Origin of the sequence: Tianweitania sediminis (genome assembly GCF_017813335.1) — a bacterium.
Lineage (GTDB): Bacteria > Pseudomonadota > Alphaproteobacteria > Rhizobiales > Rhizobiaceae > Tianweitania > Tianweitania sediminis.
The window spans coordinates 695,443-719,629 of record NZ_JAGIYY010000001.1 but is presented as its reverse complement, the minus strand read 5'-3'; the positions used below and the strand labels follow the sequence as shown (position 1 = coordinate 719,629).

The 24,187-nt window shown below is 61.3% G+C and carries 23 protein-coding genes; 14 read left to right on the top strand and 9 right to left on the bottom strand.

What is annotated here, in order from left to right:
* Positions 1-1,510: 1,510 nt before the first annotated feature.
* The 3 genes from J5Y06_RS03400 to J5Y06_RS03390 are packed head-to-tail and all read right to left on the bottom strand — an operon-like array spanning position 1,511 to position 2,873.
* Positions 1,511-1,795: a VOC family protein gene (locus tag J5Y06_RS03400; protein ID WP_209333686.1), complete on the bottom strand. Its 285-nt coding sequence runs from the start codon at positions 1,793-1,795 to the stop codon at positions 1,511-1,513.
* Positions 1,792-2,247: a DoxX family protein gene (locus J5Y06_RS03395; protein ID WP_209333685.1), complete on the bottom strand. Its 456-nt coding sequence runs from the start codon at positions 2,245-2,247 to the stop codon at positions 1,792-1,794. The genes J5Y06_RS03400 and J5Y06_RS03395 overlap by 4 nt, the downstream gene beginning before the upstream one ends.
* A gap of 11 nt (positions 2,248-2,258) precedes the next feature.
* Entirely contained in the window at positions 2,259-2,873 is a 615-nt protein-coding gene (locus tag J5Y06_RS03390) for an FMN-dependent NADH-azoreductase (RefSeq protein ID WP_209333684.1), read from the bottom strand.
* Between the two features lie 149 nt (positions 2,874-3,022).
* Between J5Y06_RS03390 and J5Y06_RS03385 the strand changes: the two genes are divergently transcribed.
* The 13 genes from J5Y06_RS03385 (at position 3,023) to J5Y06_RS03325 (ending at position 17,322) form a co-directional block, all read left to right on the top strand.
* Positions 3,023-3,919, top strand: a complete 897-nt coding sequence (locus J5Y06_RS03385; protein WP_209333683.1) for a LysR family transcriptional regulator — start codon at positions 3,023-3,025, stop codon at positions 3,917-3,919.
* 515 nt (positions 3,920-4,434) lie between these two features.
* Positions 4,435-5,370 carry a serine hydrolase domain-containing protein gene (locus J5Y06_RS03380; protein WP_209333682.1) on the top strand — a complete coding sequence of 312 codons (936 nt, stop codon included), beginning with the start codon at positions 4,435-4,437 and terminating at the stop codon, positions 5,368-5,370.
* 490 nt (positions 5,371-5,860) lie between these two features.
* The gene (locus tag J5Y06_RS03375) at positions 5,861-6,499 is read left to right on the top strand and encodes a LysE family translocator (RefSeq protein ID WP_209333681.1); all 639 of its coding nucleotides are present in this window, start codon (positions 5,861-5,863) and stop codon (positions 6,497-6,499) included.
* Positions 6,500-6,926: 427 nt separating this feature from the next.
* Positions 6,927-7,484 carry a helix-turn-helix domain-containing protein gene (locus J5Y06_RS03370; RefSeq protein ID WP_209333680.1) on the top strand — a complete coding sequence of 186 codons (558 nt, stop codon included), beginning with the start codon at positions 6,927-6,929 and terminating at the stop codon, positions 7,482-7,484.
* 10 nt (positions 7,485-7,494) lie between these two features.
* Positions 7,495-8,019, top strand: a complete 525-nt coding sequence (locus J5Y06_RS03365) for a GNAT family N-acetyltransferase (protein ID WP_209333679.1) — start codon at positions 7,495-7,497, stop codon at positions 8,017-8,019.
* A gap of 281 nt (positions 8,020-8,300) precedes the next feature.
* Complete coding sequence (locus tag J5Y06_RS03360) at positions 8,301-9,326, top strand: ATP-binding cassette domain-containing protein (RefSeq protein ID WP_209333678.1); 1,026 nt, start codon at positions 8,301-8,303, stop codon at positions 9,324-9,326.
* Positions 9,323-10,129 carry an ABC transporter permease gene (locus tag J5Y06_RS03355; protein WP_209333677.1) on the top strand — a complete coding sequence of 269 codons (807 nt, stop codon included), beginning with the start codon at positions 9,323-9,325 and terminating at the stop codon, positions 10,127-10,129. The genes J5Y06_RS03360 and J5Y06_RS03355 overlap by 4 nt, the downstream gene beginning before the upstream one ends.
* Before the next feature lie 536 nt (positions 10,130-10,665).
* Complete coding sequence (locus J5Y06_RS03350) at positions 10,666-11,628, top strand: alpha/beta fold hydrolase (protein WP_209333676.1); 963 nt, start codon at positions 10,666-10,668, stop codon at positions 11,626-11,628.
* 229 nt (positions 11,629-11,857) lie between these two features.
* On the top strand, positions 11,858-13,159 hold the full coding sequence (locus J5Y06_RS03345; protein WP_209333675.1) for a PQQ-dependent sugar dehydrogenase: 1,302 nt from the start codon (positions 11,858-11,860) through the stop codon (positions 13,157-13,159).
* Between the two features lie 298 nt (positions 13,160-13,457).
* Positions 13,458-14,195 (top strand): response regulator, encoded by a 738-nt coding sequence (locus tag J5Y06_RS03340; RefSeq protein WP_209333674.1) that lies wholly within the window; start codon positions 13,458-13,460, stop codon positions 14,193-14,195.
* Complete coding sequence (locus J5Y06_RS03335; protein ID WP_209333673.1) at positions 14,195-15,586, top strand: ATP-binding protein; 1,392 nt, start codon at positions 14,195-14,197, stop codon at positions 15,584-15,586. Before J5Y06_RS03340 ends, J5Y06_RS03335 begins: the two co-directional genes overlap by 1 nt.
* 398 nt (positions 15,587-15,984) lie before the next feature.
* Positions 15,985-16,611: a methyltransferase family protein gene (locus J5Y06_RS03330; RefSeq protein WP_209333672.1), complete on the top strand. Its 627-nt coding sequence runs from the start codon at positions 15,985-15,987 to the stop codon at positions 16,609-16,611.
* A 168-nt stretch (positions 16,612-16,779) separates the two neighbouring features.
* Positions 16,780-17,322, top strand: a complete 543-nt coding sequence (locus J5Y06_RS03325; RefSeq protein ID WP_209334350.1) for a 3'-5' exonuclease — start codon at positions 16,780-16,782, stop codon at positions 17,320-17,322.
* Between the two features lie 109 nt (positions 17,323-17,431).
* On the opposite strand, the gene J5Y06_RS03320 is transcribed toward J5Y06_RS03325, so the two are convergent.
* The gene (locus tag J5Y06_RS03320) at positions 17,432-18,337 is read right to left on the bottom strand and encodes an NAD(P)H-hydrate dehydratase (protein ID WP_209333671.1); all 906 of its coding nucleotides are present in this window, start codon (positions 18,335-18,337) and stop codon (positions 17,432-17,434) included.
* Entirely contained in the window at positions 18,334-19,137 is an 804-nt protein-coding gene (locus J5Y06_RS03315; protein ID WP_245247539.1) for a histidine phosphatase family protein, read from the bottom strand. The genes J5Y06_RS03320 and J5Y06_RS03315 overlap by 4 nt, the downstream gene beginning before the upstream one ends.
* Positions 19,138-19,333: 196 nt before the next feature.
* Between J5Y06_RS03315 and J5Y06_RS03310 the strand changes: the two genes are divergently transcribed.
* Entirely contained in the window at positions 19,334-20,104 is a 771-nt protein-coding gene (locus J5Y06_RS03310; protein WP_209333670.1) for a DUF533 domain-containing protein, read from the top strand.
* A 289-nt stretch (positions 20,105-20,393) separates the two neighbouring features.
* On the opposite strand, the gene J5Y06_RS03305 is transcribed toward J5Y06_RS03310, so the two are convergent.
* The 4 genes from J5Y06_RS03305 to J5Y06_RS03290 form a co-directional block, all read right to left on the bottom strand.
* A complete protein-coding gene (locus tag J5Y06_RS03305) occupies positions 20,394-21,914 on the bottom strand; it encodes a tripartite tricarboxylate transporter permease (RefSeq protein ID WP_209333669.1) in 1,521 nt (506 codons plus the stop codon).
* 6 nt (positions 21,915-21,920) lie between these two features.
* Entirely contained in the window at positions 21,921-22,352 is a 432-nt protein-coding gene (locus tag J5Y06_RS03300; RefSeq protein WP_209333668.1) for a tripartite tricarboxylate transporter TctB family protein, read from the bottom strand.
* Positions 22,352-23,326, bottom strand: coding sequence for a Bug family tripartite tricarboxylate transporter substrate binding protein (locus tag J5Y06_RS03295; RefSeq protein WP_245247538.1), 975 nt, complete (start codon positions 23,324-23,326; stop codon positions 22,352-22,354). The genes J5Y06_RS03300 and J5Y06_RS03295 overlap by 1 nt, the downstream gene beginning before the upstream one ends.
* A 71-nt stretch (positions 23,327-23,397) precedes the next feature.
* Entirely contained in the window at positions 23,398-24,156 is a 759-nt protein-coding gene (locus J5Y06_RS03290) for a GntR family transcriptional regulator (protein ID WP_209333667.1), read from the bottom strand.
* Positions 24,157-24,187 lie beyond the last annotated feature (31 nt).

Sequence of the window (24,187 nt, the reverse complement as noted above, 5' to 3'; positions counted from 1 at the left end):
CTGACACCCTAAACGGCCCTGTTTGCAGTGGTCAAGCACGTGCCGGAATGGTTGAAATCCGGCCGCCGCGTCAGCCAGCGAACGGGGCCGTCGGATCAGGCAAGAAGCGCGACGAGCGATCGCTGCGACAGCTTCGCCCATCCAGCATCCTCATGGAACTTGCTGCTCACTGGCGCGTATCTACGCCACCATGCATAAGCTCTCGATCTCAGTCGCGCTTGTGCTCAGCTTCTGTCTCGCGCTTGTTGCGTGTTGGCTGATAACTGACGGCACAAGCGCGGCCTCTGCGCACCAGCTCCTTCAGAATCTATCCAGTCACCGCTGACGTTCGAGTCGGCGGAAGAGCGCAGTTCGGCCCCTCCGAGCGGAGAACCCTCCGTCTCCGCCAGAGAAGCTGCTCTACTGCATGCGGATCAACGACTTTCTCAGACTGTGACTTCCTTACGTACAAATGAGCGGACAATCATTGCTGTGCCTGGGGGGCGAATAGGAAAGTACCGGTACACACCGAAATGATCAGCGACTTCTGGCTGTAGTGCCTGCTTTCAGGCAGCAATGACCGATCCGCCCCAGTCGTGCGCTTGAGGGCGGCAGACAGGCTGGGTCCACGCTGAGATTCTCTAGGATGAAGCCATGATCCCATCGACCACGATGGGGAGCATTCCAGGCTGGTGCGTTGACGATGTGTAAAGGCAACACCCACCACATGCGTCCTCGATCGTGCTAGCGCATCCAGAACGTGCGCAAGCCACTCCCCTTGTCGTTGATGCCTTTCCACCGTCGGTGACGACCCTTGTGTCGGCCGGTTTCGGAAATCATCACCGGTTTTTCCGTGACGTTTGGCTACTTTGAAGCAGGCATCGGACCGAACCGTCGTCACTTGCTGGAGGCATGGCTTACGAGTCGGCATTTTGGACGCGATCGCCGGACGCGATCTGGCTTGCCGCGCTTGAAGGGCGACGACTTTCCGGCCCAGGTTGACGAGTCGAACTCACGATGGGCGTCTTCTGCGGCCTTGCGGGAGGGATTAGGCGCCGCTGACATGGAGATGCCTTGATCGAGGAGAGCACCATGGAGCATATCACCCGACGGGTTGATGCCGCCAAACAGCCACCATCGCTTAAGTGGACCGGCCGATATCGCGCGCAAGGCAGGATCCAGTGCTTACTTGAGATCAAAAGTCAGAGATTTCGAAGTTACTTGTCAGGTTGTGTCCGGATGATCAGCTTCGTGCACCTCCCGCAAGGTCGCGTGCCTTAGCTCTTCCTTGCCCTTCCAACTTCACCCGGTTCTTAGCTTGGCACCGCTCGTCCGTGAGGCTCTCCCCTCCCCGGAACCTAATCTCACTTCATGCGGCGCCTGGTCTGGTGCTGGGTTCGCCGTTGGCTCACCTGACACCTGTACCTGGGCGGCCGGAATCGGTGGGGACTTGCGTTCGGGCCTATTCCGACAGCGGTTCACTTGCAAAGGCTGCGCCTCGCCAACACTCCTGGACACGGACAACCCAGCCTTATGACGCGCAGACCGGAGAACCGCTTGAGCAGACGCGCGAAATCTCGTTCGTTCGGCGTGTGGATCGCCAGGTGATAAAGACCACTGTTTCCCTGCTGGGCGGGTGTCTGGCACCCGCGTGGAGCACGATGAGGGTCTCGCTCGCCGCTCCGATCTCAACGCTATCGTTCTCGCCCGTGCGGCTCACGAACCCGAACAGCCTTTCCCAGAACATCGATGTCCGGCTGAGGTCGGTTACCTCCAGATGAACCGGGCCGAAGGAAATGTGATCCTGCTCGATCATCGGTTCCCCTCAGCCTGTGATGTGTTTGCCCGTCCAATGCGACTGCGCATCCAACCGAGCTGCGCACGTTGGAGATAGACCGTGAGCATCAGCAGTGCTGCGATGACGACCGTGTGAATCCAGTCGATATGCAGGAGCGTCAACTGCGCGATGAATGCGCCCAGATCGACCGCAAGCGCCAGGAGTGCACCGAAAACGGAAGTCCGAGGTATGATTATCGCAATCCCTGCAATCATCTCGAGAGTGGCCGTGAAGTATCGAAACCACTGCCCCAGTCCGACTGCATCGAATTCGAGCACCATTGCCTCTCTGCCGCTAAACTTCATGAGGGCGAACACCACAAATGCCAGGCCCAATACAATCCTGAGGGTCCAGAGTCCGAGCCAACGAAGGTGGCTTCCCCGTTGCACATTGGCAGTGGCTGCAGGGTTCATCACAAAGTCTCGTTCCATGTGCCTATCCTTCACGCTGCCTCTGCTTCTATCTCGCCGTGGAACCTGTTTAGGAACTCGTCGCGGGGTACCTCGCCGAGATCGACGACCTTCGCTCCCCCCGCCGCGATGAAGGTGACGTCCGTCACCCCGATGACGCCGAGGATCAGGCGCAGGTATTGGGTCGCGATATCCCGGTCGCGGATCGGAGAGCCCTCGGTGTAGATGCCGCCCGAAGCCATCAACACGGTCGCCCTCTTTCCCTTCAGCAAGCCTGCTCCGTCGTTTCCGAGGGTAAGGCCCTTGCGTACGACATGGTCGACCCACGCTTTCAAGGCGGCGGGAATGTTGTAGTTGTAGACGGGCGTCGCGATCACGACGTGGTCTGCCGCCAACAGCTCGGCAACGAGCTCATCCGAAAGCCGAAGGGCGTCCTTCATCTCGGTGGAATGAAGTTCGGCAGGGGTAAAATAGGCCTGCAACCACTGAGCAGTCACGAACGGGAGGTCTGTCGTCATGAGATCGCGGTTGATCACTACACCGTCTGAATGAGCAGACAGCCACGTGTTGACAAACCGCTCGGTGAGGTTGCGAGAGATCGAATGATCGCCACGGGGACTGGTCTCGACAACGAGAAGCTTAGACATGGGTGATCGTCCTGTATCTGGATGGTTCGGAACGTTGTTAGGTGTTGATCCGCCGGGCTGCCCGGCTCAAGCTGCTCCAACGTACTGAACACCACTCCCTTGAAGGAGAGATGTTATTGTGATCATCTCCATCAGGAAGGGAGATGATCATGATCGGGAGTTTGACCCTTGATCAACTCAGGGTTCTCGTGGCGATCGCGGAAAGCGGTAGCTTCTCGGCAGCGGGACGGCGCCTTGGCCGCGTGCAATCTGCGATTAGCCAGTCCATCGCCAGCCTTGAAGAGGCACAGGGTGTGAGCTTGTTCGACCGGAGCGGACATCGCCCGACGGTCACTGACGTCGGGCGCGTACTCATCGATCAGGCCCGAGCGGTTCTGGCGAGCGCTTCTCGTTTCGAAGCGGTAGCCGCCGGCACCCGCGACGGCCTCGAACCCGAGCTCGCCGTGGCAATCGATCCGCTCGTGCCGACCGCGCCGCTCATCGACAGCCTGCGGGCCCTTCGCGCCTCCTTTCCGAACCTTCCCGTCAGCTTCTCGACCGAGGGGCTCGGGGGTGCAGAAAGACGCCTTCGCAGCGGCAAGGCGGCGGTCGCACTTTGCCTTCTCATACCCGCCGTTCCAGACGACATTACCGCGATCCCGTTGCTGGGCATTCGCCCGGTCCCAGTGGTCGCTGCCGGGCATCCCCTGGCAAGTCTTGGACGCCCTGCGAGCCGGGCGGACCTCCAACAGCACGTTCAGCTCATCCTTTCCGATCCTACTGATCCCGACGGCCCCAGCTACGGCGTCGTTGGCACGGGATCTTGGAAGTTCGTCGACCTCGCGAGACGCATGGACTTCCTGCTTGCGGGATTCGGTTGGTGCAGGATGCCCGAACACCTCATCAAGGAGCATGTGGCGTCTGGGCGTCTTGTCCCGCTCGAACTGACAGAGGACCTTTCGGGCGCATCGGGCTCCATCATGATCTACGCCGCGCACATACGTGACCGAGCATTGGGCCAGGCTGGACGATGGCTTTTGGAAGACCTCGCGACACGCTTGGCGTAATCGGGCCGCTCCTCGCTCGACCCAAAGGAGCACAGAGTGGTCAAGCTTGTCTGTGGGCCGTCTCCGGACGGTCCCTTCTAGAAAGCGCAAGGCGGTAAGCTGCCGTTCGGGACCTTCGTGATCGGGCAAAGTTTGCCTGGTCAGCTTTACGACCCCCTTCCAGACGATCCGGCCGGGATACCCCTTACCCGGAAGCCGACATTCATCTGGCGGAAGGAAGGACGACGCCTCCGATGAGAGGCGGCGTATCCTGCGAGCCGCCACGGACCAACGGCCTCCCGCAGGATCAGCATGCCCTTGAGTGCGCCGACCATCATCGACATCTCCCGCATCGGCGCGACGAGGCTGAGTGGGGCGCGCCGTTGCGATCATACGAGAGGACAGGAGACCGGCTTGAAGCCGCCACCATTGGATGTTCCACGCCTAAATGAGAGGGGGGACGGACGGATGATCCTCCGTTTCGCATTGCTTCTGGTTCTCGGCATTCTCGTCACCGGGACGGCCTATGCCCAATCGTGGCAGGACATCGATCTAGTGGCGGCGGGCTGGTCCGCCGAGAGACTGGAGACTGCCCGGCGGCGATCCAGAACGCTCAAGCCCACCGCGCTGATGATCGTTCAGGATGGGCGAGTGATCGCCCAGTGGGGCGACACGTCCCGCAAGGTGGAAATGGCTTCCGTCCGCAAGAGCCTGCTCAGCGCGCTCTACGGCATCGCGTTAACGAGGGTCGAACCAACCTTTCTGCCAGCCTCGCCGACCTCGGCATTGACGACAATGAGCCCAGCCTCACGAACGATGAAAAGACCGCGACGGTTCGCGACCTGCTGACATCCCGGTCGGGCATCTATCACCCCGCCGCCCACGAGACCGCCGACATCAAGCGCAAGCGGCAAGCACGCGGAAGTCACGCGCCCGGATCCTTCTGGTTCTACAACAACTGGGACTTCAATGCCTTGGGAACGATCTACCGACAGCAAACCGGAGAGGACATCTTCGGTAGCTTCGAGAGCCGGATCGCCACGCCGACTGGCATGGAGGACTTCTCGGTCAAGGATGGCCGCTACGCCGTTGAGAAGCTGTCGGAGCATCCCGCCTATCCGTTTCGGCTCAGCGCCCGCGACGCCGCTCGTTTCGGCCAGCTTTTCCTGAACGATGGAAAGTGGGGCACGAGACAGGTCATCCCGGCATCGTGGATCAGGGAGTCGACCACGACCTATTCGTGGGCAAAGCGGATACGGCAGGGCTACGGGTACATGTGGTGGACGCTGCCCGAGGACATGTGGGGCCCGCATGCCTTCTACGCTTCTGGCTACGGGGGGCAGAACATAGCCGTCGTGCCGTCGAGGCGGCTAGTGGTGGTACAGACCGTCGATCTCAGCCAGAATCCGAAGGGCATCCGTACCAGCGCATTCATCGACCTGCTGAAAGAGATCGCACGCGCTTCGCCTTGAGGAGCGCGCAGGTGAAGCTGCTTCTGATTGAGCCCAGAGGCGTGGCGAACACCGGCGACGAGCAGTCGAGCGGCCGAACGGCCACTAACGACGTATGGATCTGAGGGATCTTCCGCCCACTCATGTGCGGCCGACGATAAGCCGATGGCCGCTCGAATGTCCCCTTCATCATCATTCGTCCAGAAACCGACTGGCAGCAAACCACCCACGAGTGGCCGTTGAGGCAATCCACCTCATCGCAATCCGGGGATCTATTTCCAGCAGCGAGTAGGGGGTCGCATCCGGACGGTCCGCTTTTGCAAGCGCTTGGCGGTAAGCTGCCGTTCTAGCTCACCCAGCAGGCGCAGTTGCTTCGTCAGCTCACGACCCCATTTCAGCCGGGGAGGAGGCCTTGCGGACCACCCGAAAGGTGGCATCTAAAGATGCATCAAAGGGCTTGTACTCGCCCGATTTCAGTGGATTGGTTCAGTTCCCTAGCCGGAGAGCCTTCATGTCACTTGAGCATTGGTTAGCCTTCGTCGCCGCGTCCGCGGTGCTGCTCGCGATCCCGGGACCAACTATACTCCTCGTTATATCCTACGCGCTCGGCCACGGCCGGAAGGCGGCCACTTCGACCGTCGCCGGTGTTGCGCTCGGCGATTTCACCGCCATGACGGCCTCCATGCTCGGGCTGGGCGCGCTTCTTGCGACTTCGGCCACGCTCTTCACCGCCTTGAAGTGGGTCGGTGCCGCCTATCTCGTCTACCTCGGCATCAAGCTCTGGCGAGCTCCGGTGTCTACGGGCGCGACCGACGAGGCGGTGGCAGGCGCCCCAAAAGAGCGACCCTTCCGCATCTTTCTGCACACCTACGTCGTAGCGGCCCTGAACCCAAAGAGCATTATCTTCTTCGTGGCGTTCCTGCCCCAGTTCCTGGAGACCTCGCGGCCCGTCTACCAGCAGATGGTCATCTTCGAGCTGACGTTCCTCTTTCTGGCCACCGTGAACGCTGCACTCTATGGCTTCCTTGCCTCAACGGCTCGAAGGTCCATACGCAAGCCGAGTATCCAGCGTGTGGTCAACCGTGTGGGTGGATCGCTCATGATCGGTGCCGGCGCCCTCGCTGTCGGATGGCGGCGAGCGGCGACCTGATTATCATCATCAAGTCGAGAGCGGAGGGGCGCAACCCTCCTCCTAACAACCAACCTCCCTGGACAGTCCCTCCCATCCCATTTGAGCCGTCTATCGGTGCCTTTCGGGACGGTGGCTGGGCGTGTTGCGGTCGAAGCGCCGCGGCCACCTAATGGCTGCTTTCTCCGTTCAGCCGCCCAGAAGCGGACGGACAGGAATCCACCCCAATCTCAGTCATTGGCGCCCGCTTACCGTCGCCCGTGGGAAAGCATTTCCTACAGCGGAAACGGGGCCGTCAGCGGACCGTTTGCTGTGAGCTATTAGGGCGGAAGCAGACGTTCTTCTTTCGACCCCAAGTACCACGGTAGGCTGATCTACCGTCCGCCGAAAACGGTCACTCCACGAAGCGATCTTGCGCATAGCCCATATTTGGGATTATCTCTCATATATGAAAACTACCTCGCAGACGCAGCGCGTCTTGGCGGAGCACCTCAGAGGTGTTCGCAGTAGCAGAGGGCTCAGCCTCGCGGAGGTGTCGGCGAAGAGCGGTATCAGCCGCGCCACGCTGTCACGGATCGAGAAGGCCGAGGTTAGCCCGACCGTAGAGACACTCGGACGCCTCGCCTCAGCGTTCGCCCTGCCGCTTTCTCAACTCTTCGCGCCGCTTGAACCCAACTTCCCGGCGCTGGTTCGCCATGAGGACCAGAGCCTCTGGACGGACCCTTCGCACGGCTTCGCGCGCCGTGCCGTGTCGCCGCCTAGCGGGCAACTCAAGCTCGAAATGATCGAGGGCGAGATCGAGCCGCACCAGCGCTTCGCCTATGACCGTCCTTCCATTCCAGGACACGAGCATCACTTGGTTCTGCTCGCCGGGATGTTGGTGCTCACCGTAGACGGCGTTCGTCACGAACTGCGTCCGGGCGACTGCCTGCGCTACCAGCTCCAGGGCCCGTCTTCCTTCGAGACTGGAGACCGGTCGGCCCGCTACATCATCGCCATGGCCTGAGGGGTCCCGCATGGAAACGCAAGTGATCGAACTCGATGCCGCTGCCGTCGAAGGGCGCGTCGGAGCCCTGTCACGGATCCTCGCCGACAGTGTGGAGGAAGGAGCCGCCATCAGTTTCATGGCCCCCCTATCCTACGAGGATGCCGCTCGATTCTGGTTGCACGATGTCCTGCCCGAGGTCGCCGCAGCGCGACGTGTGCTGTTCGGCGCGGAGCGCGGCGGCGAGATTGTCGGCACTGTCCAGCTCTTGACCGCCATGCCGCCGAACCAGCCGCATCGCTGCGAGGTTGCCAAGATGATCGTCCATCCGAGCGCTCGGCGTCTCGGCATTGGACGACGCCTTATGGTCCGAGCGATCGAGCAGGCCAAGGAACTCGGCAGGACGCTGGTCACGCTCGATACACGGACCGGAGACGCAGCCGAGCCGCTCTACGCCTCCATCGGCTTCGAGGTCGCAGGCGTTATCCCAGACTTCGCCTGGGATCCCGACGGACGGGCACGCCATGCGACAACCTATATGTTCCGACGGATTTGATCCCGTGTTCGGGGCATGGTTCCTGGCGGGTCCAGCCTCCGGCTCACACAGCGATCTTTCGATCTCGCAAACTACCGCTCGCAGCGTCTCGTAAAGCTGTAACGCTAAGCCTACCGCGAGTTTATAGCCGCGAGCCAGCCACGCAGCAGCCCGAGATCGTCGCCGGTAAGCACGCGGTCGGAGTTGAGGCTATGGTGCTCGCCACAGGGAGGACTGTCGGAAGCGCACTAAAAACTGCTATAGGCGCGTCCCTGCCTGTCCGTCGAAGTTCGAATGCGGCCATGAACGAGATGTTGCCATCCCCACAACCCGCCGCTGCGAGTTCCGCCCCGGAAGGCCTGGCGATTTCCGCGCGCGGTCTCGCCAAGTCATTCGGAACCGTCAGGGCTGTCGACGGCATCGATCTCGACGTGCCGCGGGGCATGATCTTCGCGATCCTGGGTCCGAACGGAGCTGGGAAAACGACGCTCATGCGGATGCTGGCAACGCTATCGCAGCCGGACGAGGGTTCCGCGACCATCATGGGGCACGATCTCGTTGCGGCGCCTCATGCGGTGCGAGGCGCGATCGCCATGACGGGACAGTTCGCCTCCCTGGACGAGGACCTCACCGGCCGCGAAAACCTCGTGCTCTTGTCGCGGCTTTGGGGCTTTCGCGGTCGAGAGGCGAAAAAGCGTTCCGATGAACTGCTGGCGGCTTTCGGACTCTCGGGTGCCGCCGGAAAACAAGTCAAGGATTATTCCGGTGGCATGCGCCGTCGGCTCGATATTGCGGCGTCGCTGATCGTAACGCCGGGCGTGCTGTTCCTCGACGAGCCGACCACCGGTCTCGACCCGAACGCGCGAAAAGATGTGTGGAACATGATCCGCGGCCTTGCCGCGTCCGGCGTGACCATCCTGCTGACGACCCAGTATCTGGAGGAAGCCGATCAGCTTGCCGCCCGAATTGCGGTGATCGACCATGGCCGCAAGATCGCCGAGGGGACGAGCCGCGACTTGAAGGCAGCGACCGGCTCCGGCTTCCTGCATGTCGCCCTCGCCGATCCGGACCGCAGAGATGAGGCGGCGCACCTGCTCGAGACGTTGCTCGGCCAAAGCGTCAGCCGCAGTGCGGAGGGTGCGGAGCTGCATGTGATGGCGGGCACCGCACAGGCCGCGAACGAGGCGCTGGCCGCCCTCATCGCCGCCGGTATCGAGCTCGCCGACTTCTCGATGGGCCAGCCGAGTCTGGAGCAGGTCTTCTTCGCGCTGACGGATAGGCCGCGGCCGAGTGCGGAGTTGCAGGAGAAAAAGGGAACGAGGACATGACCGAGGCCACTTCGCTCATGCGGTTGCGGCGCGTGGCGCGTCCCCCGGCGCCGTCCGCCCTTTCGAATGCGCTCGTCTTCGGGTGGCGCGCGGTCCTGAAGTTCAAGCACGTGCCCGAACAGCTGTTCGACCTGGTGATGACCCCGATCATGTTCACGCTGCTATTCACCTTTGTGTTCGGCGGCGCACTGGCGGGCTCACCAAGCGAATACTTGCAGTTCTTCCTACCGGGCATCCTCGTGCAGACCGTCGTATTCAACTCGGTTTATTCGGGAATGGGCCTTTCGACCGACTTCGGCAAGGGCCTGTTCGACCGCTTCCGATCGCTGCCAATCTGGTCGCTTGCGCCGTTCGCCGGGCTGATGGTGGGCGACATCCTACGCCACCTGATTGCGGCCACGATCATCCCGACGATCGGGCTGATCCTCGGCTACCGCCCGGAGGCGGGCGTGCTCGGGGTCGTGGCGGCCTTCGCGATGCTAACCGCGATCGGCTTCGGCATGGGGTGGGTCTTCATCGTGCTCGGCCTGCTGATCCGCACACCAACCACGGTGATGACGGCCGGCTTCACCTTCCTGTTTCCGCTGGTTTTCGCGTCCAACATCATGGTCGATCCCAGCACCATGCCGGGCTGGTTGCAGGCTATTGTCGAGATCAACCCGGTCTCTCTCATGACAACGGCTTTACGGGGCCTGATGGGTGGCGGCGCCAGCGCAGCCGACGTGCTGCTCGCCCTTATCGCCCCTGTGGCGCTGACAGCGGTGCTGGCGCCGATGACGCTGTGGCTCTATTTGAGGCGCTGAGACAGTCCGAGAGTTGTTTCTTCAACTGAAGGATTGCGTTGGACGGGTGCTTGTCCTTCCACAAGAGGACAGGCCATCTCAGAACCCTTCTTTTCCCAGCTAGCGGTACCGAAATAGCCGAGGACACTGGCCCCCGCAGCCACCGGCGTGACTGCGAAAACATCCGTCAGGCGCCCGCGCACTTTGATGCGGCCGCGGTATGCATGCGTACGGAAGACATGCACGGAAGCGTGCTCATATCTGCGGACCTACAACAGCACGCTGCCTGGCTCCATAAGTTCGTTGAGCTTGGTTTCGACGGTATCTACCTCCACCACGTCGGCACCGAGCCGCAGGCTTTCATTGAAGCTTTTGGCGCGCATGTTCTGCCGCAGCTGAAGCCTTCGGGAGGCCGGGCACAGGACTGATGGGGAACGGGATTTTGGAAGGCTCTTTGCGGTGGGAGCTGTTCTTGCCCAACGGCGTGTTGTCGGTGATCGTCGTCCAACGCCGGTTGGTGGATCTTGATGACTGCGCAGGTAGAATAAGGCGAAGGCATGATGATGCGTAAGCGTCTAGTTTGGCTGACAGTTGCCGGGGTGCTGGCTGCTATCGCGACTCGTTCTGCGACGAAGCGGGCGCGGACCCTCAATCCAGCGATCGGACGCGTCCTGTCGATCAATGGCGTAGAACTTCACTACTTGGATGTTGGTTCAGGGGAGGTTCTTGTTCTGCTGCATGGCAATGGGAGCTTAATCCAGGACTTCGTGATCAGCGGGTTGGTTGAACAGGCGGCGCAGCAGTTCCGCGTCATCGTCTTTGACAGGCCGGGATATGGCTGGAGCACACGCCCGCGCTCAATAAGGTGGACACCGGCAGCTCAAGCCGATCTCTTCGATGCCGCACTTCGGCAACTCCGAATTGGCACCGCTCACGTATTGGGTCACTCCTGGGGCTCCCTCGTGGCGGTGGAATGGGCGCTGAGACATCCAGCCAGCGTGCGAAGCCTCGTCTTGGCATCGGGCTATTACTACCCTACCGCTCGCGTTGATGCGCTCCTCGTTTCCCTTGCAGCACTGCCGGGCTTGGGAACGTTGCTACGCCATTCGATACTGCCTCACGTGGTGCGCGCGGCATGGCCGTTGATGGTGAGGCAGCTTTTCAGGCCTGCACATCCGCCACCGAGGTTCAGCCGCTTCCCGAAAGAACTCGCCCTGCTACCTGGGGCCATCAGATCTTCAGCTGAAGAGTCGATGATGATGCTGGAAGCCGCCGAACGCCTGCAGAGCAGATACCGCGAGCTTGAGTTGCCGGTCGCGATCGTCGCCGGCGACGCTGACCGGATCGTTGACAGCCGCAGCCAATCGCGCCGCCTCCACGAGGAGGTTCCTGGTAGCCAACTGACATGGCTCCCTGGGGTCGGGCACATGGTCCATCATGTGGAGCCGGGCAGAGTGTTTGAAGCAACGCGACTGGGAGCCGCATCCCCGCCTCTTGCAGCCCTTCATGTGCGCGACTGACCCGCCCGAAGCGACGCAGAAGCCGACCTCGACGCGCGCCTTCGCGACGGCTTCGGAGTGCCGTTCGTGATGTTGGAACGACAAAGATGAATTCGAGGCTGACCAGACAACGTCGCCCGATCAGGCCCCAAGATGTTAGAGCGGGAAACAGCTCGTCTTCAACCGGCGGAGCTCTAATGTTGCACAGACTGCTCAAGTGCCTCCATGGTGCGAAAAAGGAACACTTACCGTGACGAAACCTTCCCCGTTTGCCCGGTTAGTCGCTCTCGTCGGCTCAGGTGCTGTTGCCCTTCGCCACTCCGGTGATGGTCACCTTGCGCCAGCCTACGGAGGTACGCCCCCCATTCCCGCCCCCAAGCCGCAGGGCAAGATCCCGACCCTGAAAATGCCTACGGCGAGAGGATGGCAGGGCGATCACACGCCTCGGCCAGCTGCCGGGCTCAAGGTGAACGCCTTTGCAAGAGGGTTGGTGCACCCACGAAACATGTACGTCTTGCCGAATGGCGACGTGCTTGTGGCTGAATCAATGGCTGAACGGGGAAATCCGCGCTCGTTGTTCGACCACGCCATGTCGGCCACCATGCAACGAGCGCGCGCTTCTGGCGACAGCCCCAATCGGGTGACGCTGTTGCGTGATCCGGATGGAGACGGAGCGGCCGAGGAGAGCCACGTCTATTTGGAAAATGTTCGGCAGCCCTTCGGCATCGCGCTTGTCGGCGAGACGCTTTACATCGGTGCCAGCGACGCGCTGGTGGCTTACCCCTACGTCTCTGGCGCCACGAAGATCACCGCGCCGGGCAAGAAGCTGATGGATCTGGTCCCAGGCGGGCATTGGACGCGCAATCTTATCGCGAGCAAAGATGGCACCAAACTTTATGTGGCTGTGGGATCTCTGAGCAACATCGGCGATGCCGGCATGGAGGCGGAAGAGAACCGCGCCTGCATCCACGAGTATGACCTTCGTACCGGGCGCTCTCGCATCTTCGCAGCCGGCTTGCGCAATCCTGTGGGGATGGCTTGGGAGCCAGAGGGTGGTCTGCTCTGGACTGTCGTCAACGAACGAGACGGACTTGGCGACGAGACCCCGCCCGACTACCTGACGTCGGTACGCGACGGTGGTTTTTACGGTTGGCCTTATTGCTACTGGAACCGGGTGGTTGACGATCGGGTGCCGCAGGATGCCGGAAAGGTCGCCTCGGCCTTGCAGCCGGACTATGCACTGGGCGGGCACACGGCATCGCTGGGGCTCTGCTGGTTGCCCGAAGGAACGTTGCCCGGCTTCCCGGCGGGCATGGCCATTGGTCAGCACGGCTCGTGGAACCGCTCCAAGCTGTCGGGTTACAAGCTGGCTTTCGTCGCCTTCGAGAAGGGACAGCCGGTCGGGATGCCACGCGACATCCTCACCGGCTTTCTGTCGGCAGATGAGAAGTTCTCCTTCGGCCGTCCTGTCGGCGTAGCCCTTGCTGCGGACGGTGCGGTTCTGATGGCGGATGACGTAGGTGATGTCATTTGGCGGGTCACCGGCGCTTGATTTTGGGAGTGGTGGACGTCGGCTATCGTTGGTGGCCTGCCGAAAGCGACAGTCAGCTCAGGGCCTGAAGTCGGCCCTTCGGGAACTATTCCCATTCGTGAACCTCGTTGGGTCACCCAGGGGGCTGCTTGGGGAAAGCGGAACGTCGAGCGAAGCCAGGCTCCCCCATCACCGACACTGCCGGGGAGCCGATCACATCGACGGGCACGACTTGATCCTGTCGTTCCGGGTGTGTTTCTGCGACAATGAAACACGAGAGCCAAGCGCCGTCGCCGATCATGCTTTACAGAGAAAACAGATGACGATCTCTAATCGTGGAGCGCCGGAAGCCCTGTGCCGCATTCTTCTTGTTGAGGACGACGAGGAGATTTCCGCCATGGTGATAGAGATGTTGCGGGAGAACGGCCTGGACGCTGTTTCTGTTGGCTCAGCCCTCGCCATGGACGCCGCCATGAAAAAGCAATCCTTCGATCTGGTTGTGCTTGACGCCATGCTGCCTGGCGAGGACGGTTTCAGCATCTGCCGCCGGCTGCGGGCATCATCGACGATCCCGATCGTCATGCTCACGGCGCTCGGCGATGAAATAAACCGCATTGTCGGAATCGAGCTCGGCGCAGACGACTACGTCAGCAAGCCCTTTCATCCCCGTGAACTCTTGGCGCGCATCAAGGGCCTGTTGCGGCGCGCGTCCTATGCAGCGGATCAGCGGTCGCAACAGGCCCCGATGCGGTTTGCGGGATGGCAAATCGATCCGATCCTGCGGCAACTCAAAAATCCGGATGGTGTGCACGTTTCGATGACCACGGCCGAATTCGATGTTCTTCTCGCATTCTGCCAAAATCCGCGGCGGGTGATGACCCGTGAGCAGCTTCTTCGGCTGACCCACGCCGGCCTTGCCAGTCCGGTCGAGCGCAGCATCGATGTCCACATCAGCCGCGTCAGGCAGAAGATCGAGCAGAATGTCCGCGAGCCTTCGTTCATTAAGACGGTCCGTTTGGGCGGCTATATGTTCACGCCCATGGTCGAGGGCTGCTGATGAGCAAGCGCTTCAGGGGCGGATCGATTCGCCGCCAGATCGCGGCTGTGGCCCTGGGCCCGATCATTTGCCTGGTTGTCCTCAGCGAGATTTCCGATTGGTTGCTGAGGGAAGACCTGGAAAGCGTCTCCTATGCGCGTGCGACCGCGTCAAAGATCGAGTCTGTCGTTGATCTGGTACGCGCGTCCACTGCCCCGGGGCAGAAGGCAGCGATCCTCGATGCATCGTCAAGGACGGGGTTGCGGGTCGAGGAGGTTGGGGTGGCTGAGCTTCAGCAAAGCACACCGAACATTCCCTCCGCGGATCTCCGCCACGTGGTGCAGGAGAATTTACCGGCTGGCTTCCCCACGTCCTTGCGTTCGGAAACGGCAACCGGCAGCCTTCGCGATGTTTTGGTCGTCGGGATCGGCGAGGACCAAGCCTTGGCGTTTTTGCCCGCGCCACCTCCTCCCGATGCATGGATCAGCGACCAGGAAGTCATCATCGTGCTGAAACTGATGATACTGGTCCTGCCGGTGGCGCTCTTGTCGCTCTACGCGGCGCGGGTGATTGCATCTCCCCTTCTTGAATTCGCGAGGGCCGCGGAAGCTTTGAAGATTGACGAAGAGCCCGACAGGCCTTTCAAGGAAAGTGGCGCGGCTGAAATCAGGACGTTGGCGAAGTCCCTCAATGACATGCGTAGCCGGCTCCGCCACATGATCGATGATCGGACGCGCATGTTGCGCGCGATCAGCCATGATCTTCGCACACCGCTGACCCGTCTGCGTCTGCGCGTGGAAAGGTCAACGCAGCCGGAGCTCAAAGCGGCGATGCTCAAGGACATCTCCTCCCTGAGCGACATGATCGATGATACGCTGACCTACCTCAGCAAGGAGATGGCGTCCGAGACGCTGGTGGATGCGGATCTTCCCAGTCTGCTGGCGACCGTGTGTTCTGACTTTTCCGATCTTGGCTTCAACGTCACTTATGCTGGCGCGGACCGTTTCACCTATCGCTGCAAACCGCGATCGCTGGCCCGTGCGGTGGCCAATCTCGTCGAAAACAGCACCAAGTTTGCTGGCAATTCCCTGGTGGAATTGACGGTTCTCGCCAATGGCGCCGTCCGCATAAGCGTCATCGATGACGGCCCGGGCCTTCGCGACACCGTGCGGACCCTTGTGCTCGAACCCTTTTTCAAAGCCGATCCCGCGCGAACACCGGCCAGTCGTACCGGGTTCGGACTGGGGCTTTCGATCGTTGATGACATCGTGCGCGCGCATGGCGGGACAATCGAACTCCTGAACAGAGTTCCGCACGGGCTTGTGGCGCAGATCGAACTACCCGCCGCGGGTGATGTGGCAAACGATGCCGGGTCCGATGCATCAACCCGCAAAGTTGTTCGCGCAGGGTGATCCAGAAAAGTGGTGATCGTCGGCCGAGCTGAGGTCGGGCGGGAAACCTAGGTTCCCCCGGATGATCGCTTTGTGCGAGGCGCGCGAAAACGCGATCACGTTGCGATCTTCTCGGCGCATGTCCAATTCGCGGTGACCACGGCGTGCCGGTGGTGCGAGTAAATGCGGTGCGGAGTTTCGGGCGCAGCCGAGAGGAAGCTTCGCTTCCGTAGCCGTGCTCCATCCCCAGCCGCCATTCACAACATCTCTTAACAAGACGAAACACACAGCAATAACAAATCGCCATACACACCGCGAACAGCGCTGCCGCAAGCAGACGGCGGAACCACGTGCCCTGCGATCCGTCGGCCGCAAAATCGTCTGGACCGCGCTCAACGGTGTCGAGGTACTCGCTCGGGATGAAGCAGAATGTTCGGGTCTTTCGCCAACGCAAACGCATTCGCTTCTTATGGACGCTGTCGCCCCTTCTTGTTGCGCTGTTGCTCTTTACCGAACCCAAGTGGATGCATGGTGACGTTCGGAACGAAATGATCCGTCAGCTGGGTGCGCTCGCACTTTTCACCTGCATTATCGGTCGTTGCTGGGCCTCGCTTCACATAGGCGGACAAAAGAACCAGCAGCTGATCACATCAGGCCCTTATTCCCGAACGCGGAACCCCCTTTATTTCTTCTCGTCGGTAGGGTTAGCGGGGGTCGGTCTGGCCGTCGGATCCATGACGCTGGGCGCGGTGTTTTTCTGCTTCGGCTATCTTGCCTTCAGCTATGTGATAAGGCGCGAAGAATGGGCGCTGGAGCAGTTCTTTCGTGGAGAATACCGCGCGTATGTCATGCTCGTACCGAGGTTTTTCCCGTCACTGTCGGAAAATCTAGAACCGACAACCACCGAACAGGTCTTGTACAAGCCTCAGGCCCTGCACACGACTTTCAGGCAGGCTCTCCTATTCCTACTCCCGATACCGCTTTACAATGTTCTACAGTATTTGCACGCGAGCGGGATAATCGAACCCGTTATGAAGCTATATTAGCCGTAATTATCCCATTCGGTAAAACCCGCCGCCGATTTTCCGGCGCGAATGCGCCAAGATAAGGCAGGTTCGGCTGCTGGTGTGGTCCGGCAGAAGAATAGAGCCGCTCGCCTCGCTGACGCGCACGAGGCAATGGCTGTTCAGGTCTTGCGAACTACATTCTCACGCATGATCGTGTTTCTGGATTTCGAGGCGTCCTCCCTGTCGAAGAAGAGCTACCCGATAGAGGTCGCTTGGGTGGCGGAGAACGGCGACGAGTCGTCTGCACTTCTGAGACCTATCCGCGACTGGACAGACTGGTCGGCGGAGGCGGAACTGATACACGGCATTTCGAGGGACCGCCTGCGCCACGAAGGTCAACCCGTGAACGAGATGGCACACAGGATGATCAGGTGCCTTTCCGGTCATGACCTGTTCGCCAGCGCGCCCTCCTGGGACGGCAAGTGGCTCAGCACGCGCTTGAGAGCGGCCGGACTGCCAAGGCATGCGCTGCGCCTCCAACTTTCGGACGACGCCTTCCGCGATGCCGTCGGCCGGATCCTTCCTCCAGGAACAGAGGAGCAGCAGATCGTGCGTTTGGTCGAGGATGTCATCAGGGAAACCGAACCAGAGAAGCCTGCGCATCGTGCCCTTGACGACGCTAGGCTCGAACTGCGGCGTTGGCAGATTGCCTGCGCTCGCGCCGAAGCGCTAAAACAGAGGCTGACGTAGGACAAGGGGCTGTCGTCTCAGGGGACGACCGCTGCTCGGTGGCACCTTATAGCCGTAGAGATCCGAATGCGTCGGGATCGGGCTACCGTGGCAGGACCGATTTCTGGTCCTACGCTTGAAGCTCATTGGGACGGCCGTTGAGGTCCATCATGATCTTGGGTATTTGGAAGGGTATCTCGCGGGCGAGGTAACCGAGTAGACCGTGCGATTGGCAGAGGCGTTGTCCGGCTTCGCCGTGCATGTAGACACCCCATTGCGCAGCAAGCAACGGATGCGCTCCGCGCGCAAGCAGTCCGGCGATAATTCCGGCCAACGTGTCTCCAGATCCGGAGGTCGCAAGGCCCACGTTGCCGTGTTTGCATTCCCAAACCTGGCCCTGAGGGCTCGCGATGTGAGTGCACGTCCCCTTCATAACGACGACCGCTCCAGTTGCCGCGGCGGCCCGACGGGCGGCGCCGGGCGCATCCGCCTCCACGGCCTGTTTCTGGTCTCCCAGGAAGGTCGCCATCTCTCCCGCGTGCGGCGTGATCACTGATCGCCCCGAATGCTTTTTCAGCGTTCCGACTTTTTCGCGGAGGCCTGTGAGAGCCGCTGCATCCACCACCAAATGCGGCCCGTCCAGCGAAGACAAGAGTTCGGCTGCCAAGTCTCCCGCGACGTCGTCATCCAGCATGCCTGGCCCCAGCAGCACCGCATCTTCTTGCTTGATTCTGGTCAGAAGAACCTGAGCGGCGCTCGCCTCGATGTCGCCGCCCTCGCTTTCAGGCAAACCAAGCACGCGAGCTTCCGGCATCGCGATTCCGAGCGCGGCCGCTCTGCTCTCCACTGTCGCGATCTGCACTTTTCCGGCACCGGCCCGCAACGCAGACAGTCCTGCAAGAAGGGCCGCTCCTGGAACTTCACGGCTCCCGCCGATCACGATCACGCGGCCTCGCGCGTCTTTGTCGACCTCCCCCTCTGGCAAGGGCAACGGATGTCTGAGGAGAAACGCGCGATCGACGGTTTGCCCGGTCATCGCAGAGCATCCGCGACAGGCGGCTCTGCGGTGACAGGCGCACGCTCTTCGTGCAACGGAGCCAGAAAGTTGTATTTCTTCAGAAGAAGTTCGCCGCCTTTTCTTCGCATCTCCGAGAACTCGTACTGGGTGACGGAGCAATTCGCCACATCGCCTTCCCGGTCGATTTCCAGGATCTCCTCTTCGCTCAAACGCTCCAGCAGATAGCGCAAGCAAAGCACCACGACCTGATGGCTGACGACCAGCACGTCCTGGCCGCCGTGGTGGAGACCCACGGTATCCATGAAACTGCGCAGGCGAAGGATCACGTCGCACCAGCTCTCGCCAGCGGGAGGACGATGATAGAACTTCCCCAGCAGGCTACGGAAACGGGCTTGTTCGGGAAACCTTTCCTGGATGCCGGCCGTGGTGAGGCGATCCAGAACGCCGAACTCTTTTTCTCTAAGGCGCTCATCCGCGCTGAATTCGGCGTCGGAAAAGCCGCCGTGCTGGGTGATCAAGCGGGCGGTTGCGTGCGCTCGTGCATAAGGTGATGTCAGCACCACCTCGGGCAGACCGTCGGCGCTGTTCCTGGCAAACCAGCGTCCGAGCGCAACCGCTTGAGTTTCACCACGGGGGCTCAGCGGAACGTCGATATCTCGGTGATCGATATTGATCTCCGGCGATCCGGCGTCGATCGCAGCCTGCCTTGCTACGTTTCCTGTGCTTTCCCCATGTCGAACGATCCATAAGCGTCGCGGCCATCTGTATTGCATCGGTGTGCCCTTGAGTTTTGCTCCTAAACTGGCCAACGCGGACAAAGTTCGAGGTGTTTTCCGCGTGGAACCGCAAAGGACGTTCGCTGAACCCGCGCCGTTTCGCGGGGCACTCAACGTTGCGCGAGTGGCCGGCAGCACGGTGGCGTACGTGATCTCTGATCCTTCCTGGCACGACCCGACGGAACGCGCTTCCGACGATCGCGTTTGGCTGCAAACGAACAAACAACAAGGAAATCCCATGAGCATGAAGCACCTTCTTGGCATGATGCTGGCCAGCCGAATGGCAGGACGTGGAACGCGCCGCGGCTATGGCGGCTTCGGCGGCGGGATGGGTGGCCTTGGCGGTCTCGCGGCAGGAAGCCTCCTTGGCGGGCGGGGCGGTTTCGGCCGCAAAGCCGGCCTTGCTGCTCTTGGCTACATGGCTTATCGGGCCTATCAGGATCACCAGTCCCGATCCGCGGCATCAGGTGCGGCCACCGGAGCCGCCAATCCAACTGCTGGAGGAGCATCAGGCAGCGGGATCGGAGGAGCGCTGGGAGGCCTGTTCAAATCGGTCGGGGACGCCCTCGGTGGCGGACAGCAGGCGCAAGGAGCGAGCGCGGCCAACGCCCCCGCGGCCAGCACTACGGCTGCAGAAACGTTCTCTGCCGAGGACGAACAGGCGGCGGACGCCTTCAGCGAAGAAACCGCGTTGCTCCTGCTGCGCGCCATGATCGCGGCGGCGCATGCGGATGGCACGATTTCGGCCGAAGAACGCTACCGCATCATGGGCCACGCGGAGGATGCGGATGACCGTCGTGTACTGGAACGGGAGCTTGCAAGCCCGCGAGCCCTGCCGGAGCTCCTGGCGCAGGTGAAGGACAGGGAAACGGCGGAAGAGTTCTATCTGGCGTCGAGCGCGGCGGTGGATGGCGGAAGCGACGCCAACCGCTTGTATCTCAGCCGGCTTCGCGAACAGCTGGGGCTGGACGAAAAGGTTGCGGCCGAGATCGACTCGCTGGCTTCCTGAAGCTCCGGTCGAGGGACTTCAGCTTTGTTTCGAGAGCGAGGGCAGGATCCTTTCGGAGCAAAGCTGTATCATGCTGCAAATCGAGCTTGCCTGAACAGGCTCATCTCTTGATTTCTGTTTTTCTTCCTGATGTGAGCGCCTGTCGTTTCCCGTCCAGCCGTCATGAGCATCTCCGGAACGCCCGTCGGCGCGTTTCGGCAAACGGACAGACCCCTTGAACAGCCGGCATTTCGAGGGAGCACCACTCCCGGAAGCTTCATAAGCATGGCCAAGGTTCGGCGCCCCTACCTCAGTCCTCCACCTCCGTGGTATCCAGTCGCTCCCGACGGGACTTAAGCAGTGCCAAGGCGAAAGCGCCAAGCAGGATCAGCGCCGTCAGCGAGTAGAGCGTTGCCGCAATCGGACTTTGCACGAGAATTGCGAAATCGCCGTTGGAGATCGACAGGGCGCGCCGCAGGTTGTTTTCCATGTCGGCCCCCAGAAGCATGCCGAGCACCAATGGGATCAGCGAGATGTCGAGCTTGCGGAAGATATAGCCCAGCACGCCGAAGCCGATCATCACCATGAGATCGAAAGTCGAGTGGCTGATTGAATAAACGCCCAGGAAGCTGACGATGATGATGAAGGGCATCAGGATCCATTGCGGCATGGTGAGCATACGCGTGAACAGACCGACGAGCGGTATGTTCATGACCAACAGAACAATGTTGGCGATGTAGAGAGAGGCAATCAGCCCCCAAACCATCTGAGGCTGGCGCTCAAACAGCAGAGGCCCGGGTTGAATGTTGAGCGAAACAAGCATCGCGAGCATTACAGCGGTGGTGCCGCTGCCTGGGATTCCAAGCGTCAGCATGGGGATCAGCGCGCCGCCCGCCGCTGCGTTGTCACCCGCTTCCGGGGCCGCAAGGCCGCGTGGATCTCCTTTGCCGAACGTGTTGTTTTTGTTGCTGAAGCGCCGCTCAATCACGTACGCCATATAAGCGCCCTGTGAGGCGCCCGCGCCCGGCAGGATGCCGGATACAAAGCCCACCAGCGAGCCGCGGAAGGACGCGCCGAGCCCGGGAAGCATCTCGCGGAAGCGAGGGATCGCCTTGCCCATGGGAACCAGGGATCCACTCGCATGGGTGGCGGTCTCAAGGTAGAGAAGCACCTCGCTGATCGCAAAGAGCCCCACGATCGCCACTATGGGATCGAAGCCGTCATAAAGGTTGAACGAGCCGCCGGTGTAGCGCGCCATACCCGTTCCCGGATCGAGGCCCACCGACGAGAGCATCAGGCCAATGAAGCCTGCCAGCAACATCTTCCATGGATTTGCACCGCCGAGGCCGCTGATCATGGCGAAGGCCAGAACATAAAGGGCAAAATAGTCGCTCGGCCCGAAATAGATCGCCGCCTTCGCGAGAAAGGGCGCAAACAGTGTCAGCCCGAGCGTTGCGACGCTTGAGCCTATGAACGACGCAACCGCAGAAATGGCCAGAGCTTCCGACGCCTTGCCGGCCTTTGCCATCGGGTGGCCGTCGAGCGTCGCCATGATGCTCGAGGCGTCGCCGGGGATGTTGAGCATGATGCTGGCGATCCGCCCGCCATAGGTGCACCCGTAGTAGATGCACGACAGCAGGATCAGGATCGTGGTGGGATCGAGTTTCAGCGCAAAGGCGATCGGGATCAGGATCGCAACGCCGTTCACGGGGCCGATGCCCGGGAGAGCGCCGATGATCGTTCCCAGAAAGCAGCCGAAAACGGCAAACAAGAGGTTCGTCGGCGTCGCGGCAATCGCGAACCCGTCCGCAAGCGAAGAAAGGATTTCCAAGACCTGTCAGCCCATGAAAGAGGGTTGGAGCGGCAGCGGAAGGCCCAGCAGAGTGTCGAAAAGCACGAACAAGCCAACGGCCATCAGCACGCCGGAAGTCGCCGACTTCAGCCAACCCGCACCCAAAAGGCGGCTGAGGGCGATCACCGCGACGGTCGTCGCCAGAACAAAGCCGAGATCTTCTAGAAAGAAGGCGTAGGCGACGAGAACGGCAATCGTGGCAGCCTGCGACAGGAGCCGCCGGTGCTCGGGCCAACTGGGGTCGGGATCGGGCCGAACAATCAGGAACAGGCTGAGGAGCGCCGCCGGAACCGACAACATCTGCGGGAAGGCCGCGGGCCCAAGAGGATCACCGAAGCTCGCCTCATAGGAACCCGCAGTCCAACCATACCAGATCGCAAGGCCAAAAATGATCAGGCCGAGGATCCGATCTCCCATCACATCACTCCGATGTCCTTGGAGATCTGACGCATCTGCTCGGCCTGCTCACCGACATAGGTCTCGAACTCCGCGCCGCCTCGCCAGATCGGAACGAGGCCGCTGCCTTCGGCAGCCTTCTTCCATTCCGGGCTGTCGTAAAGCTTCTTCATGGTGTCTACCCACTTCTGATAGTCGGCATCGGATACTTCACCGCCTGTATAGAAGCCCCGCCAGTTGTAGCCCGTGACATCGAAGCCCTGGGACTTGGCAGTCGGCGCATCCGGAAAGGCTGGAACCGGCTCGTCCGACAAGGTGCCGAGGATGCGGATATCCCCGGATTCCACGAAGCCCGCGACTTCGCCGAGATCGGTGGTAACCACCTGCACCTGGCCGCCAATCATCTGGGTCACGGCTGGGCTGCCGCCGTCAAACTGCACCCACCGGATCTGCTTGAAGGCATCGGCCTCCATGCCGGCTGCCTTTGCAACCATCAGGAGCCGGATGTGGTCCCAGCCACCAGCGCCCGAAGATCCAGCAGCCACGACGGAGGCTGGATCCTTCTTGTAGGCGTCCATTAGGTCCGACAGCGACTTGTAAGGCGAGTCCTTCGGCACAACGATGACGCCGACATCTGTCCCAAGCATGCCAATCCAGCGCATGACATCGGTATCGGCCGGATACTTGCCTTGGGCAATCTGCGTGACGCCAACCGTTGAGGTAGCGACGATCAGGTCGGCATCCGATGGACGCTTCGACATCACATTCGCATAGGCCACGGCGCCGACCCCGCCCGGCATGTTGGTGACCTGCACGGGTTCTTCGGCGATCTTCAGGTCATACAAAAGCCGGCCGACGGTGCGGCAGGTAAAGTCCCAGCCGCCACCCGGGTCTGCCGGAGCGATGCACTCGGCGGCCGAAGCTCCTCCTGCACCCGCCAAAATCATGGCCGCGGTCGCGACGCCCGTGAGAAGTCTCGTCAGTTTGGTCATCATTGGTTCCTCCCTTATGTGATGATCCGCCTTGCATGGCCCTCCTGCCAGCAAGGTGAAGTTGTGCCGTTCGGCTAGTCGCCTCCCAGGCTCGTGCCGACGAAGCTTCGCGCGCCAAGATAACGGCGGCTTTCTTCCAGAGCGGCATAGGCCTGCCGCCGAACATCGCGCCCGTGTTGGCGAAGCGCCGTTGCGGCCGCCTCGGCATCACGTGCACGCACGAGACGCAGGATTTCACTGTGCTCGCGATGGGCCGCGCTGCGCCCTTCGGGCGTGTTGGCCACCAGCCAGCGAATCCGCATGGTGCGTGAAATCACGTCCTGCACCGCCTCGCGCAGAAAACGATTTCCTGAAAGTTCGGCCAGCCGGACGTGTACGTCGAGGCCGATTTCAAACCAGCTTTGCGGTGTGAACTCCGTTAAACCGCGATCGACCGTTTCCTGCAACGCGTCCAGCGCTTGCGGCTCGGCGCGGCGGCAAGCAAGCCGCACCGCCGCATCCTCGAGCAGTTCACGATATTCGAAGCTTTCTTCCAGCTCGTCCATGTCGAACGGCGCCACTGCATAGCCGCGGGAGGTGCGGACGATCAGCCCTTCGCGGATCAGTTGACCCAGCGCTTCGCGGATGGGGGTGCGGGACGCACCATAGCTGCGTTCCAGCGAGCGCTCGGCAATCGCCTCCCCGGGTGCAAGCTTGAGCAGGAAAATGTCTGCCCGCATGCGCGACAGGACGCGCTCGCTCACCGACGCCTCTGCGCGCGAACCGGTTGTCGCCGTCGGGTCTTCCCCAACGTTGTCGGTTCTTTGCAATGTCAGCGCAATGTTATCCACCATTGACCCCTCTTGCCGGAACGGTATACCAATC